Here is a 13,837-nt window from a genome sequence, read left to right as displayed (position 1 = left end):
CCCCCGCCCGGCGCGCACCGCGCGCCCCCGACGTCAGTAAGGAGACAGCATGTTTTCAAGCATCATCAAGATGATCGTGGGTTCCAGCAACGAACGCTACCTCAAGGGTCTGGCCCGCACCGTGGACAAGATCAACGCCATGGAGCCCCAGATGCAGGCCCTCACGCAGGAGCAGATGGTCGCGCGCATCGCCGAGCTCAAGCAGGAGGCCGCGAACGGCACGCCCCTGGACGAGATGCTCCCCGAGGTGTTCGCCATGGTGCGCGAGGCGGGCAAGCGCACGCTGGACATGCGCCACTTCGACGTGCAGCTGGTGGGCGGCATGGTTCTGCACCAGGGCCGCATCGCCGAAATGAAGACCGGTGAAGGCAAGACCCTGGTGGCCACCCTGCCCGCCGTGCTCAACGCCATCTCCGGCAAGGGCGTGCACCTCATCACCGTCAACGACTACCTGGCCAAGCGCGACGCCGCCTGGATGGGCCACATCTACAACTACCTGGGCCTCACCGTGGGCACCATCGTGCACGGCCTCACCGACGAGGAGCGCCAGGCCGCCTACGGCGCCGACATCACCTACGGCACCAACAACGAGTTCGGCTTCGACTACCTGCGCGACAACATGAAGTTCTACAAGGAGCAGCTGGTCCAGCGCGAACTCAACTTCGCCATCGTGGACGAGGTGGACTCCATCCTCATCGACGAGGCGCGCACCCCGCTCATCATCTCGGGCCCGGCCGAGGAGTCCACCGCCCTGTACTCCCGCGTGAGCGCGCTCATCCCCATGCTCAAGCGCGACGAGCACTTCACCGTGGACGAGAAGGCCAAGACCATCATGCTCACCGACGAGGGCGTGGCCCGCTGCGAAGACATCTTCAAGGTCGACAACCTCTACGACCCGGCCAACATCTCGCTGCAGCACCACGTGCTCCAGGGCCTGCGCGCCCACCACCTCTACGCCCGCGACGTGGACTACATCGTCAAGGAAGGCCAGGTGGTCATCGTGGACGAGTTCACCGGCCGCCTGATGCCCGGCCGCCGCTACTCCGACGGCCTGCACCAGTCCCTGGAGGCCAAGGAGGGCGTCACGGTGGAGAGCGAGAACCAGACGCTCGCCTCCATCACCTTCCAGAACTACTTCCGCATGTACAAGAAGCTCTCCGGCATGACCGGCACGGCCGACACCGAAGCGGTCGAGTTCCGGCAGATCTACAACCTCACCGTGTCCGTGATCCCCACGCACCGCCCCATGGTGCGCAAGGACCACGCCGACATGATCTACAAGACCCAGAAAGAGAAGTACGACGCCATCGTGCAGGACGTGAAGGCCCTCCACGCCAAGGGCCAGCCCGTGCTGGTGGGCACCATCTCCATCGAGAAGTCGGAGATGCTCTCGCAGATGCTCAAGAAGGCCGGGGTGCCCCACGAGGTGCTCAACGCCAAGCAGCACGAGCGCGAGGCCCAGATCGTGGCCGAGGCCGGCCAGAAGGGCCGCGTGACCATCGCCACCAACATGGCCGGCCGCGGCACGGACATCAAGCTGGGCGAGGGCGTCACGGACCTGGGCGGCCTGTTCATCCTGGGCACGGAGCGCCACGAGTCGCGGCGCATCGACAACCAGTTGCGCGGCCGCTCCGGCCGCCAGGGCGACCCGGGCGAATCCCGCTTCTACCTGGCCCTGGACGACGACCTCATGCGCCTCTTCGGCTCCGACAGGCTCAAGGGCATCATGGAGCGCCTGGGCATGGAGGAAGGCGAGGCCATCGAGAACCGCATGGTCTCCAAGGCCATCGAGAACGCCCAGAAGCGCGTGGAAGGCCACAACTTCGAGGTGCGCAAGCAGCTACTGGACTTCGACAACGTCATGAACCAGCAGCGCGAGGTCATCTACTCCCGCCGCCGCCACTACATGGAGGCCGTCTCCCCCCAGGAGTCCCTGGAGGAGTTCGTGGACGACCTGCTCGACGACATCTACCAGCCCCTGACCCTCTCCAAGCAGGGCCCGGACCCCGAATCCATCGAGATCGCCGCCGCCCGCCTGGAGGAGACCTTCGCCCTGCGCGTGGACGTGGCCCAGGGCTTCCCCACCCAGGAAGAGCTGCGCAAGGCCATCATGGGCCGCTTCGAGGCCCTGCAGGCCGTCGCGCCGGAGCAGTACACCGAGATCCTGCGCTACTTCCTGCTTGAGGCGTTGGACCGGCACTGGAAGGAGCACCTGCTCAACATGGACCACCTGCGCGACGGCATCGGCCTGCGCGGCTACGGCCAGAAGGACCCCAAGCAGGAGTACAAGCGCGAGGGCTTCGAGCTGTTCCGGGGCATGCTCGACATGATCGCGGAGTCCACCGTGAAGCAGCTCTCCCGCCTGCAGATCAAGGCGGAGCTGCGCGAGGAGGAGTTCACCCACCGCGAGGTCCCGGCGGACGTCAACTACTCCGGCGCGGACGACGGCACCGAGAAGAAGCCCCAGCCCAAGAAGCGCGCCGCGCCCAAGGTCGGCCGCAACGACCCCTGCCCCTGCGGCAGCGGCAAGAAGTACAAGAAGTGCTGCGGGGCCAAGGGATAGGGTTCTCGAACTCGCCAGTCAGCAAATGAAAACGCGGCCGGAAACGGCCGCGTTTTTTCGCACCCGTTGACAGTTTCGGCCGGGCTCGGCTAGCTGACCGCATCCCCGACGGAGGGCCTCGCACGCCCGGCGCGGTCAAAACCGGCAGTTTTTTGAAGGCATCACAAGAGCACCAATACCCTTCGCCACATGAGATCACCGCGCATGTCACGCACCTTTCCGTTCGGGCTTGGCCTCCTCAGATCGATATTGGCCATATGTGTGGTTATCAGCCATACACAGGGCATTCCGGGAATCAACGGTGTCGACGGCGGGCTGGCGGTGGAAGCCTTCTTCATCATCTCGGGCTTTTACATGTTCATGATCCTTGAGGGAGGATACTCGACCCCGGGTTCGTTCTACCTCAACAGATTTCTGAGGCTTCTGCCGATCTACTTCACTGTCGCCCTGGCCAGCGCCGTCATCTATTCGAAATACGGCATCGTCATGGCAGCGGAGGTTTCACAGTGGACCAAATTCGACATTGTAACCAAACTCTATCTCGCTGTTTCTAACCTCACTGCGCTTTTCATTGACGTCGGGCTGTTTCTCAGCATCGCCCCGGACACAGGCAGGCTTTTCTTCTCACCCGACCTGCCGGCCCCCCTGGCGGCCAATTTTCTAATGGTCCCGCAGGGGTGGAGTTTGGGCCTTGAATATTCCTTCTACCTGATCGTGCCGCTGTTCGCGAGAAAGGGCGTCGCGACCCTGGCCGCCATAGCCGCACTATCGCTGCTCGCCCGGGCGGCGGTCTCCTGGTCGGGGTTGCACGGCGACGTCTGGGACCAACGTTTCTTTCCTTCGGAACTCATCTTCTTCGTCACAGGCGGCCTGCTCTACAGGTTCTATAGGGCATACCTGACAAAGGAGAGCGCGCTGCTGGACACAATTTCAAAATTCTGCTCCATACTCCTGATCGCAGCGACCCTCTGGCTCTGCACCCTCCCTGTTGGCAGACAGACCTTGTACTCTGCCTATTTGACCATATTCATAATCTCGCTTCCGTTCGCATTCCGCCATTCAAAAAACTTGGTGTTTGACAGGGCCATCGGGGAACTCTCCTACCCCATCTACATTTGCCACATGTTGGTAGCCAACATAATCGTGCAATTTCCAATCGCAAAAATACTCCAGCAACATAATGCATACGGCGTTGTCTCCGTACTGCTGTCGATCATCCTATCCATTGCCCTCAACCATTTCATTCAGGAACCCGTGGAGCAAGTCAGGAGGGCCATACGGCAGGGAAATTGGACGGTAAGACCCTCGAAGGAATTGATGGCGGCGGCCGTCGCGGAAATCACCGCAATGTTCCGTTCTCCCGTATGGGCGCGCACCTTCGCCATTGCCCCGCTCGTTGTCGCCGTGGCCCTGCTCGCCATAAATTTCCATGCGATTACCGACAGAATGTATTCCAGAACGGTCATCGACCTGTTCAAAGAACAACGGGCGGAGCCAGGATACAAAACAGCTGGATTTGGAGTTGTAGAGCTGGACGGCCGCAACAAGACACCATTCTTATGGGGCATCGGCCCCACTAGTGTCATTTGCGTCAACTTGCAGCAACGGACAAAATTGCGAATGTTGGCATCATTCGAAAGCCCCATTCCCGGGCTTTCCATCAGATACGTCGTCAACGGTTTGCAGGCGAGCGTTTATAATCCGCCCGGGAAAGACTGTACCATGTGCGCCCAGGACCATTCTTTCGAGTTCGATGGTGAACAGGGACTGAACATCATCGAGGTGCAGTATTCGGAATGGAACGGGCGCAACATGAAATTCGCCCCGGACGATCCAAGGCTCCTGACCGTGGCCTACAGGTCTTTTTCCATCATGACTGTCGTGGACGAGGGGAGGGATGCCCGGCGTCTTGCCGCGAACGCGGACGGGCCGTAGCGGGCATGAACCGGCCGCGAACGCGGCCCGGCAGGTCTATCTTCTCTGGATCGCCCCGGGGAAACCCATCTCCGCCAGCCTCTGGCGGAACGCTTCGGGGGCACCCCTGCCCTTGGCCAGCACCCGGTACACTTCCCGGCCGTTGACCTCGGCGTGCTCGAACCCTGACTCGATGCCCGCCCGGGAGAGCCGGTCCGCCAGGGTTTCGGCCTGCACCAGGTTGGGCAGCGAGGCCACCTGCAGCACGATCTCGCCCGGCCCGGCCGTCACGGTGCCTATCGTGGTGAACCCGGCCGATCCGGCGGACCCCGTGGCCGCGCCTGCCGCGGCGCCGCTGGCGGAAGCCGGTGCGGAAGCGGGCGCCGCCTTCACTCCCTGGCCCGCCGGCGTGGGCTTGGATACGGGCTGCACCGCAGCCTTGGCCTGTCCCTTATCCGGCTCCACCAGTTGGTTCATGGCCTGTCTGGCCGCGGACTTGGGGTCGTCCCCGGCGATGGGCAGCAGGTCCGGCAACTGCACGAAGGCGTACATCAGCTCGTAGCCGCGCGCGCCCGCGCCGTCCGGCCGGATGGCCTCGCTCTCCTGCCCGCCGCACTTGATGAGGGCCAGCAGCGCCCCCTCCTTGCGGGCCCTGTTCACCAGCTCGCGCACCACCTTGAGCAGCTTGAGCCTGCAGGCGGCCTCGTCCGGCGCCGCATCCGAGAGGTTCTCCCGGCAGACGAAGGCGGTGTAAATCTGGTCTTTGGCCAGCTTCAGCACTTTCTTTGAAACAGAGGTGTAGCGGATGGTGTAGGCGGCTTCGGGGCAGTGCTTTGGGTCCGGGCAGGGAGCATCCCAGGTGACGGAGGACTTCTCGAAATTGTCGGCGAGGTCCGCGATGACGGCGTAGTTGTCCGGCCCGGCCTTGTCCGGCAGGAGCATGAGCACCTCCGTGGCCAGTTGGACGCACTCCCCCCCGCGCCCGGGGCCGGGGTTTCGGCGCATGTCGCAGATGCCGCGCACCTGCCACTCCTGGGCCAGGGCGGGCAGAGCCGTGAGGGCCAGCAGCAGCGCGGCCAAAATAGGTTTCATCGCGGTTCCTCCCGGGGCCGCCATACATCCAACTCTTCCCGCCCGCAAGACTCTGGTTTGCCTCTCCGGCCCTTGCCAGACGCCCATTCCGTGTGCATGCTCTGCGCATGACAGAAACCATGGAAATCCGTATCGAGCGTCCGGCGTTCGGCGGGGCCGGCCTGGCCCGCCAGGACGGGCGCGTCGTGTTCGTCGAAGGCGGCCTCCCCGGCTCCCTTGTTGAAGCCCGCGTGGTCAAGACCGAAAAGAGCTGCCTGCACGCCGTGGCCACCCGCGTGATCGAACCCTCTCCCCACGCCGTGCAGCCCTTCTGCCCGCACTTCGGCGTCTGCGGCGGCTGCACCTGGCAGGACGCCTCCTACGAGGCCCAGCTGGCCTGGAAGCGCGAGATCGTCCAGGAGCAGCTGCGCCGCCTGGGCCGCATCGAGATCGAGGTCGAGCCCGTCATCGCCTCGCCGCTGGAGCGCCGCTACCGCAACAAGATGGAGTTCTCCTTCGCCCCCGGACCGCGCATCGGCCTGCGCCGCCGCTTCGAGCCGGGCCGCGTGGAGGAGGTCACCCAGTGCTTCCTCATGCCCGAGACCGCCATGCGCATCCTGGCGGCCGTGCGCGAGCTGGCCGCCCGCACCACCCTGCCGCCCTTCTACTTCAAGACCGGCACGGGCGTCTGGCGGCACCTGGTGCTTCGCCGCTCCGAAAGCTCGGGCAAGTGGCTGGCCATGATCATCGTGGGGCCGCGCTCCCCCGTGGGCAAGCTGCAGGGCCTGGGCAAGGAGCTCATGGACCGCTTCCCGGACGAGCTCACCGGCGTGGTGCTGGGCATCCGCCGCGACCGGGGCGACTACGCCATCCCCGAGAGCCGCGCCTGGACCCTGGGCGACGGCTTCCTTGAGGAGGAGATGGACGGACTGCGCTTCGGCGTGAGCGCCGAGGCCTTCTTCCAGACCAACACCGGCGCCGCCGCCCTGCTCTACGCCAAGGCCGTGGAGGCCGCGCGCCTCACCGGGCAGGAGACCGTGTGGGACCTCTACAGCGGCGCGGGGGGCCTCTCCCTGTACATGGCCCGCAAGGCCCGGGCCGTCACCGGGTTCGAGGTCAACGACGAAGCCGTGGAGGACGCCCGGGAGAACGCCTCGGCCAACAACCTGCTCAACTGCGCCTTCGTGCCCGGCGACCTCAAGGACTCCCTGGCCCGCGAACAGGCCGCCCCGGACGTCATCGTGCTGGACCCGCCCCGCTCCGGCCTGCACCCCGAGACCGTGGACACGCTCCTGGCCTCGGCCGCCAAGCGGATGGTCTACGTCTCCTGCAACCCCTCCACCCTGGCCCGCGACCTGGCCCGGCTGGCCGAAAAGTACGCCGTGCGCCGAGTCACCCCCGTGGACCTCTTCCCCCACACCCCGCACGTGGAGTGCGTGGCCGAGCTGGAAGGCATCTAAAACGAAAACGCCCCGCGACGCGCGTCGCGGGGCGTTGAAACTCAACTTTAACCGGTCTAGTCCGCTGAGGACAGGCGCTCGCCCTCGCCGCCCACAGTTTCCACCACTTCCAGCGCCTCGTCGCCCTGCCAGGGCGGGTTGGACTTGCCCGTCAGCTCCTCGATGTCCACCCGGACCACCGCGGTCACGTCCAGCACCTCGTCGGGGTAGTGGCCCGTGGGGCCGTCGTAGTGCGACATGATGATGTCCAGCGCGGCGCGCTTGGCGTCCTTGTCCTCGATGAGGCTGGCCCGGCCCACGCCCACCACGGACTTGAAGTGCGCCGTGTACCCGCAGGACTTCAACTGGCGGCACAGCTCGTACTCCAGCACCGCGTCGAAGCTCACCCGGTCGCAGGTGCGCAGGCACTCGGCCTTGCGGCCTTTGAGCGCGCTGTGGAAGTAGAGCACCCGGTCCTTGTAGCCGAAGCTCACGGGGATCACGTAGGGGCTGGCGCCGTCCCACAGGGCCATATGGACGTACTCGGCGCGCTGCAGGAGCGCCTCCACCAGCTTGAAATCCTTGATCTCGCGTTCCGCCTTGCGCACTGACGACTCCTGTTGGACGTTAAATGGTTGAAGATGGCCTCCGGCGGCCAAAGGGCCTTCGGCCCTCTGGACTCCCTCTCGGCTTCGCGTTCACGGCGACCGCTACGGCTCTTTGCCGCCACACTCCCGCGCTGAGACGGGATCGCCCGGATGCCTCCGGCGGCCAAAGGACCTTCGGCCCTCTGGACTCCCTTCCGGCTTCGCGTTGCACGGAGGGATACACGGTTTATCGTCGCAAATATTCCGCGCTGCGACGGGCTGTCTCTCCGGGAGCGCCCTCCGGGCCGGGACAGGGCGATATTCTTCAAATATATCGTCCTGTCCCGCGCCGGAGGGCGCTCCCGGAGAGACTACAACCCAAACAAATCCGAACTCCCCTCAAATCTCCCGGGCCATGTTGTCCAGCAGCCTGAACAGCATCGCCTCCAGCGCGGCCATGTGCAGCGCAGCGCCTTCACGCATCTGTTCCGCGGTCTGCACATAGCCGCCCTGGCCCAGGTCGTCCCCGGCTCCGGCCAGAAACTGCTCCATGCTCGCAAGCGTGGTCTCGAAGTGGAACTGCACCCCCACCAGCTTGGCCCCCACGGCGAAGGCCTGATGCGCGCAGGCGTCGCTCTCGGCCAGCAACGTGGCCCCGCGCGGGATTGAGAACGTCTCCCCGTGCCAGTGGAAGCCCATGAAACTTTTGGGCAGCCCGGCGAAGGCGGGGCTCCCCGCGGCCCAGGGCGTCAGCCGCACGGGGTGCCAGCCGATCTCCCGGTGAAGGCCTGGAGTCACGAACCCGCCGAGCGCCTCGGAGAGCATCTGCGCGCCCAGGCACACGCCCAGCACGCTGCGGCCCCTGGCAACGGCCTGCTTGAGGCACTCCTTCTCCTCGCGCATCCAGGGGAACTGAAGCTCGTCGTGCACGCTCATGCCGCCGCCCATGACCACCAGCATGTCGTAGTCGGGCGCCTGGGGCAGGGCGTCCCCGGCGTGCAGGAAGGTCCTCACCATGGTGTGGCCGCGCTTGGCGGCCCAGGCCTCTATGTTGGCCGGGCCCTCGAAGGGCTCGTGCTCGAACGTTCTGATCAGCATATGAGACTCCTCGGCAGGGAGTTGGACCGCTTTCGCAAATACGTCAAGAGGCAACCAAGCCAACGTTTGCGGGAAGGCTCAGGGCCTGTTATGCAGCGTGAGCCATGTCCCTTTCGTATTCGGTCATCGTTCCCGTGCTGGGGGAAGAGGAGCGCATCAACGCCCTGGTGGACCACATCCGCACTGTGGGCTACGGGCGGCGCGTGGAGATCCTCGTGGCGGACGGCCACCCGCAGCGCACCACCCTGGCCGCATTGGAGCGCCCCGGCGTGCTGGCAGTGCCCGCGCCGCGCGGACGGGCCAGGCAGATGAACGCCGCCGCGCGCCACGCCGTGGGCGAGGTGCTGGTCTTTCTGCACGCGGACTGCGCCCTGCCGGGCGGGGCCTTCGAGGCCATGGACGAGTTGCTGGCCGATGGAAGCCGCCAGGCCGGAGCCTTCGACCTGGGCATCCGCTCGGACAAGTGGTCCCTGCGGCTCATCGCCTGGATGGCCAGCCTGCGCTCCCGGCTGACCCTGGCCCCCTACGGCGACCAGGCCCAATTCTTCACCCGCGCCGCCTTCGACGCGCTGGGCGGCTTCGCGGACATGCCCATCCTGGAGGATGTGGACATCATGGTCCGCGCCCGGCGGGCGGGCCTGCGCATCGGCTTCGCCAAGGGGCGCACCCTGGCCTCGTCCAGGCGCTGGGAGGCCGAGGGCATCTGGCGCAGGACTTTTCTGAACTGGTATATCATCCTATTATATATGCTGGGCGTGCCGCCGGAGAGGCTCGCGCCGCTGCACCGGGCCGCTGGGCCGTTGAAGGAGAATTCATGAACGCTTTCGAACAACTGGCCGGGGGCGAGCTTCAGGCCTCGGGCCTGGACGTGCTCCAGGTGAACGTGGGCCTCAAGTGCAACCTGGCCTGCACGCACTGCCACCTGGAGGCCGGGCCGCACCGCACCGAGGTGATGGACGAGGCCACCCTGGACAAGGTGGCCCGGGCCGCGCTGGAGGTCCGCCCCGCGCTGGTGGACGTCACGGGCGGCTCCCCGGAGCTGAATCCCGGCTTGCCCGGCTTCCTGCGCACCCTGCGCGGGGCCGGGCTCGCCGTGCAGGTGCGCACCAACCTGGCCATCCTCACGGAGCCCGGCTTCGAGCACTACTATGAGCTGTACGCCGGGCTGGGCATTGGCCTGGTGGCCTCCCTGCCCTGCTATCTGGCCGAAAACGTGGACCCCATGCGCGGCGCGGGCGTGCACTCCAGGGTGATCGAGGCCATGCGCAGACTCAACGCCCTGGGCTACGCCCAGCCGGGCGGCCCGGCCCTGGATCTGGTCTTCAACCATCCCCTCGGCCCTTACCTGCCGCCGGATGAAAAAGCCCTGGAGGGCGACTACCGCAAGGCGCTCAGCCTGCACGGGGTGGCGTTCTCCAACCTGCGGACAATCACCAACATGCCCCTGGGCCGCTACCTGGAGGAGTTGGAGAGCAAGGGGCAGGACAAGGATTATTGGAGCCTGCTGCGCGAGAAGTTCAACCCGGACACGCTTGGCGGGCTGATGTGCCGCAGCCAGGTGAACGTGGGCTGGGACGGGGCGCTGTACGATTGCGACTTCAACCAGGCCCTGGGGCTGCGGATAAACCACGGCGCGCCGGACCACATCGACGCTTTCGACAGGGACGCCCTGGCCGGACGCGTGGTGGTCACGGGGCCGCACTGCCTGGGCTGCACCGCCGGGGCAGGGTCGAGCTGCAAGGGCGCGTTGGCTTAACACTCGTTGACGAGGCGCACCTGGCCGGTGCGCCCCGGGGCTGGCCAAACAGCTTGGCCGGAGCAGTGGGCACATAATTGGGTTGTACCACGCCTGTCGCCGGTGCGGCCCGGCCGGGCTGCCCAAGCTGCCGGGCAAGAGCAACGGGCAAGAAATCGGGCAAGAAATCGGGCAAGAAATCGGGTTGTACCACGCCTGTCGCCGGTGCGGCCCGGCCGGGCTGTCCAAGCTGCCTGGCCTTCGGCCCTCTGGCGCAAGCGCCAGCGCAAGACAGCCCGGGCCGTGCCGCACCGGCGACAGGCGCGCGGCGTGTCTGGGCTTGGCCGACCGGAAAAGCTGCGCTTTGATAGCTTGCCGAAGGATTGGATGCGCTGACTCGGGGCAAATATCTGCGGCCCGCTGACTGAAGGCAAAGCCCGCATCCTCTCGGCCCGGTCAGGACTTGATACATTCCAGCGTTTCTCTATCCTGCGACACGCTCGCGCCGTGAACGCGAAGCAATACAGGATTCCAAAGGAACGAAGTTCCTTTGGCCGCCGGAGGCATCTTCTGACTTCCTCTCCCTCTTCTCCTCTCTGCATCATCTTCATGCTGCGCGCCCCGCGTTTAGGTTGCGTGAAGACCCGCCTGGCCGCCCATCTGGGGGACGAAGCCGCGCTGGCCCTGTACCGCGCCTGCGTGGAGGACATGCTGGAGGCGCTGCACGGCTGCGGCGCGGATGTCATCGGCTTCGTGGACCCGGCGGACGCCCTGGAGGAGGTCCGCCGCTGGCTGCCGTCGCTCTCACGGGTGATCCCGCAGGAAGGGACGGATCTGGGCCGGCGCCTGCACAACGCCTTCGCCTGGGCCTTCGCGCAAGGCTATGCGTCGGCCGCGGCCCTGGGGTCGGACCTGCCCGGTCTCACGGCGCGCAGGGCGTCGCAACTCTGCCGCCTGTTGCGCTCGGAACCGGCGCTCATCGGGCCAAGCCCCGACGGCGGCTACTGGACCGTGGGCTTTAAGGCCGCGCGTTACCTGCCCGTGGCGTTCGATAACATCCCCTGGAGCACGCCGGAGGTGTTCGAGGCCACCAAGCGGGTGCTTACGCCGCTGGAACCAGCCCAACTGCCCCCGCTGGCGGACCTGGACACTGTGGAGGACCTGGAGGCGCTGCTGCGGGAGCCGCCGGAGGGGGCGGGGAGGCGGACGCTTGCCATCGCGCAATCCCTGCCCCGTGAATGAAAAAAGGCCCGGGCGCTCACGCGCCCGGGCCTTATTCGTCTCGGTTCCGGTTCTCTCCGCTATGAGCGGTAGTCCCCGTTGATCTTCACGTACTCGTAGCCCAGGTCCGCAGCCAGGAGCAGGTATTCGCCGTCCCCGGCGCCCAGGTCGATATCCACGGCCACCTCGGTCCGCCGCATGTGCGGGGCCAGCAGGGCGTCCAGGTCGCCCTCCACTGGCTGGCCCTCGGCGAACACCGGGATGCCGCCGATGGCCACGGTCACATTCTCCGGGTCGAAGTCCGCTCCGCTGCGGCCAACCGCCGCCACGATGCGGCCCCAGTTGGCGTCGCGGCCGAACATGGCGGTCTTGACCAGGGGCGAGTGCCCCACGGCGCGGGCGCAGGTCTCGGCCTGCATGTTGTCCTCCGCGCCGGTGACGTGCACGCGGATGATGCGCGTGCCGCCCTCGGCGTCCTCCACCACCATGTAGGCCAGGGCCTGGCAGACTTCGCGCAACGCTTCGGAGAGCGCGGCGAGTTCGCCTTCGGTCTGCACCCGCACGCCCGAGGCACCGTTGGCCATGGCCAGCACGCAGTCGTTGGTGGAGGTGTCGCCGTCCACGGTGACGGCGTTGAAGCTGGCGTCCACGGCGGAGGCCAGCATCTCCTGCCAGCGCTCGGTGTCCACCTGGGCGTCGCAGACGATGAAGCAGAGCATGGTGCCCATGTTGGGGCAGATCATGCCCGCGCCCTTGGCCATGCCGAACAGGCGGACCTCGCCGCCGTCGTACTCCACGGAGCCCCAGGCCATCTTGGGGAAGGCGTCGGTGGTCATGATGGCCTTGGCCGCCTGGATGGGCGAGCACTGGCCCAGCTTGCCCGCCAGGGCGGGAACCTGGGCGCGCCAGATGTCCATCTTCAGCTGCGGGCCGATGACGCCCGTGGAGGCGGGGAGGATGTCCTCCGGCTCCAGGCCCAGGCGCTCGGCCACCAGGTCCAGGGTCTCCTTGCAGTTGGCGATGCCCTGGGCCCCGGTGCAGGCGTTGGCCTGCCCGGCGTTGGCCAGGAAGGCCCGGATGGTCTCGCCGCTTTGCAGGTTCTGGCGCGCCACGGTGACGGGCGCGGCCTGGAACAGGTTCTTGGTGAACACGCCCGCGCCGGCGGCGGGGCGGTCGGAAACGATGAGGGCCACGTCGTCGCGCCCCTGGTAGCGGAAGCCCGAATCATGGGCGGCGAAGGAATATCCCTTGGGAACGGGAACGGCTTTGGTCATGGTTCAACCCTCCCCTCTGGCTTCGCGGACCACGTCCATGAGGTACTGGCCGTAGGAGTTCTTGAGCATGTCCTGGGCGAGGTGCTCCAGGTCGGCGTCGGTGATGTAGCCCATGCGGAAGGCGATCTCCTCCAGGCAGGAGACCTTGAGGCCCTGACGGTCCTGGATGGCCTGCACGAACCCGGCGGCCTGATGCAGGGACTCGTGGGTGCCCGTATCCAGCCAGGCGAAGCCGCGGCCCAGGAACTCCACCTTGAGCTGCTTGCGCTTGAGGTACTCGTTGTTGACGTCCGTGATCTCGAGCTCGCCGCGCGGGGAGGGCTTGAGGTTGCGGGCGATCTCCACCACCTGGTTGTCGTAGAAGTACAAGCCGGTGACGGCGAACTTGCTCTTGGGCTGCTTCGGTTTCTCCTCGATGGAGATGACGTTGTGGGCCTCGTCGAACTCCACCACGCCGTAGCGCTCGGGGTCGCGCACCTTGTAGCCGAAGACCACGCCGCCGCTGTCGAGCTGGGCGCAGCGCTGCAGCACGCTGGCCATGCCCTGGCCGTAGAAGATGTTGTCGCCGAGCACGAGGCATACCTTGTCCTTGCCGATGAAGTCCTCGGCCAGCACGAAGGCCTGGGCCAGGCCCTCGGGCTTGGGCTGCACCTTGTAATGGAAATTGAGGCCCAGCCAGGAGCCGTCGCCGAGCATCTCCTCGAAGCGGGGCAGGTCGTGCGGGGTGGAGATGATCATGATGTCCCGGATGCCCGCCAGCATGAGCACGGACAACGGGTAGTAGATCATGGGCTTGTCGTACACCGGCAGGAGCTGCTTGCTGACCACTCTGGTGATGGGATAGAGTCTCGTGCCGGAGCCGCCGGCCAGGATGATGCCTTTCATGCGCTTCCTCGGAAGTGGAGTTTCAATCAGGTTTTGTGGCCCATGCCCTC

At 66.1% G+C, this 13,837-nt stretch carries 11 protein-coding genes; 6 read left to right on the top strand and 5 right to left on the bottom strand.

Annotated features, from left to right (window positions below; all coding sequences use genetic code 11):
- Positions 1 to 49 precede the first annotated feature (49 nt).
- Positions 50 to 2,563, top strand: a complete 2,514-nt coding sequence (secA, locus tag MLE27_RS04430) for a preprotein translocase subunit SecA (protein WP_243310677.1) — start codon at positions 50 to 52, stop codon at positions 2,561 to 2,563.
- Positions 2,564 to 2,767: 204 nt separating this feature from the next.
- Positions 2,768 to 4,498 carry an acyltransferase family protein gene (locus MLE27_RS04425; protein ID WP_243310676.1) on the top strand — a complete coding sequence of 577 codons (1,731 nt, stop codon included), beginning with the start codon at positions 2,768 to 2,770 and terminating at the stop codon, positions 4,496 to 4,498.
- Positions 4,499 to 4,534: 36 nt separating this feature from the next.
- Here MLE27_RS04425 and MLE27_RS04420 read toward each other — a convergent pair whose 3' ends face one another.
- On the bottom strand, positions 4,535 to 5,569 hold the full coding sequence (locus MLE27_RS04420; protein ID WP_243310675.1) for an SPOR domain-containing protein: 1,035 nt from the start codon (positions 5,567 to 5,569) through the stop codon (positions 4,535 to 4,537).
- 119 nt (positions 5,570 to 5,688) lie between these two features.
- Here MLE27_RS04420 and rlmD point away from each other — a divergent pair, with 119 nt between their 5' ends.
- Positions 5,689 to 7,008, top strand: a complete 1,320-nt coding sequence (rlmD, locus tag MLE27_RS04415) for a 23S rRNA (uracil(1939)-C(5))-methyltransferase RlmD (protein ID WP_243310674.1) — start codon at positions 5,689 to 5,691, stop codon at positions 7,006 to 7,008.
- A gap of 56 nt (positions 7,009 to 7,064) precedes the next feature.
- Here rlmD and MLE27_RS04410 read toward each other — a convergent pair whose 3' ends face one another.
- Positions 7,065 to 7,595, bottom strand: coding sequence for a pyridoxamine 5'-phosphate oxidase family protein (locus tag MLE27_RS04410; RefSeq protein WP_243310673.1), 531 nt, complete (start codon positions 7,593 to 7,595; stop codon positions 7,065 to 7,067).
- A gap of 378 nt (positions 7,596 to 7,973) precedes the next feature.
- Positions 7,974 to 8,672, bottom strand: a complete 699-nt coding sequence (locus MLE27_RS04405; RefSeq protein WP_243310672.1) for a type 1 glutamine amidotransferase — start codon at positions 8,670 to 8,672, stop codon at positions 7,974 to 7,976.
- 104 nt (positions 8,673 to 8,776) lie between these two features.
- Here MLE27_RS04405 and MLE27_RS04400 point away from each other — a divergent pair, with 104 nt between their 5' ends.
- The 3 genes from MLE27_RS04400 (at position 8,777) to MLE27_RS04390 (ending at position 11,649) form a co-directional block, all read left to right on the top strand.
- Positions 8,777 to 9,490 carry a TIGR04283 family arsenosugar biosynthesis glycosyltransferase gene (locus tag MLE27_RS04400; RefSeq protein ID WP_243310671.1) on the top strand — a complete coding sequence of 238 codons (714 nt, stop codon included), beginning with the start codon at positions 8,777 to 8,779 and terminating at the stop codon, positions 9,488 to 9,490.
- The gene (gene arsS, locus MLE27_RS04395) at positions 9,487 to 10,428 is read left to right on the top strand and encodes an arsenosugar biosynthesis radical SAM (seleno)protein ArsS (protein WP_243310670.1); all 942 of its coding nucleotides are present in this window, start codon (positions 9,487 to 9,489) and stop codon (positions 10,426 to 10,428) included. Before MLE27_RS04400 ends, arsS begins: the two co-directional genes overlap by 4 nt.
- Before the next feature lie 588 nt (positions 10,429 to 11,016).
- A complete protein-coding gene (locus tag MLE27_RS04390; protein WP_243310669.1) occupies positions 11,017 to 11,649 on the top strand; it encodes a TIGR04282 family arsenosugar biosynthesis glycosyltransferase in 633 nt (210 codons plus the stop codon).
- 59 nt (positions 11,650 to 11,708) lie between these two features.
- Here MLE27_RS04390 and argJ read toward each other — a convergent pair whose 3' ends face one another.
- Complete coding sequence (gene argJ, locus MLE27_RS04385; protein ID WP_243310668.1) at positions 11,709 to 12,902, bottom strand: bifunctional glutamate N-acetyltransferase/amino-acid acetyltransferase ArgJ; 1,194 nt, start codon at positions 12,900 to 12,902, stop codon at positions 11,709 to 11,711.
- A 3-nt stretch (positions 12,903 to 12,905) separates the two neighbouring features.
- Positions 12,906 to 13,787: a glucose-1-phosphate thymidylyltransferase RfbA gene (gene rfbA, locus MLE27_RS04380; RefSeq protein ID WP_243310667.1), complete on the bottom strand. Its 882-nt coding sequence runs from the start codon at positions 13,785 to 13,787 to the stop codon at positions 12,906 to 12,908.
- Positions 13,788 to 13,837: the final 50 nt, after the last annotated feature.

This window comes from Fundidesulfovibrio agrisoli (genome assembly GCF_022808715.1).
In the GTDB taxonomy this organism is placed as follows: Bacteria; Desulfobacterota; Desulfovibrionia; order Desulfovibrionales; family Desulfovibrionaceae; genus Fundidesulfovibrio; species Fundidesulfovibrio agrisoli.
The sequence above is the reverse complement of the archived record's forward strand: the minus strand, read 5'-3'. Positions and strand labels throughout refer to the sequence as shown.

Coding starts and splice junctions, on each gene's coding strand:
- secA (WP_243310677.1), top strand. CDS start 50: ATGTTTTCAAGCATCATCAAGATGATCGTGGGTTCCAGCAACGAACGC.
- MLE27_RS04425 (WP_243310676.1), top strand. CDS start 2,768: ATGTCACGCACCTTTCCGTTCGGGCTTGGCCTCCTCAGATCGATATTG.
- MLE27_RS04420 (WP_243310675.1), bottom strand. CDS start 5,569: ATGAAACCTATTTTGGCCGCGCTGCTGCTGGCCCTCACGGCTCTGCCC.
- rlmD (WP_243310674.1), top strand. CDS start 5,689: ATGGAAATCCGTATCGAGCGTCCGGCGTTCGGCGGGGCCGGCCTGGCC.
- MLE27_RS04405 (WP_243310672.1), bottom strand. CDS start 8,672: ATGCTGATCAGAACGTTCGAGCACGAGCCCTTCGAGGGCCCGGCCAAC.
- MLE27_RS04400 (WP_243310671.1), top strand. CDS start 8,777: ATGTCCCTTTCGTATTCGGTCATCGTTCCCGTGCTGGGGGAAGAGGAG.
- arsS (WP_243310670.1), top strand. CDS start 9,487: ATGAACGCTTTCGAACAACTGGCCGGGGGCGAGCTTCAGGCCTCGGGC.
- MLE27_RS04390 (WP_243310669.1), top strand. CDS start 11,017: ATGCTGCGCGCCCCGCGTTTAGGTTGCGTGAAGACCCGCCTGGCCGCC.
- argJ (WP_243310668.1), bottom strand. CDS start 12,902: ATGACCAAAGCCGTTCCCGTTCCCAAGGGATATTCCTTCGCCGCCCAT.
- rfbA (WP_243310667.1), bottom strand. CDS start 13,787: ATGAAAGGCATCATCCTGGCCGGCGGCTCCGGCACGAGACTCTATCCC.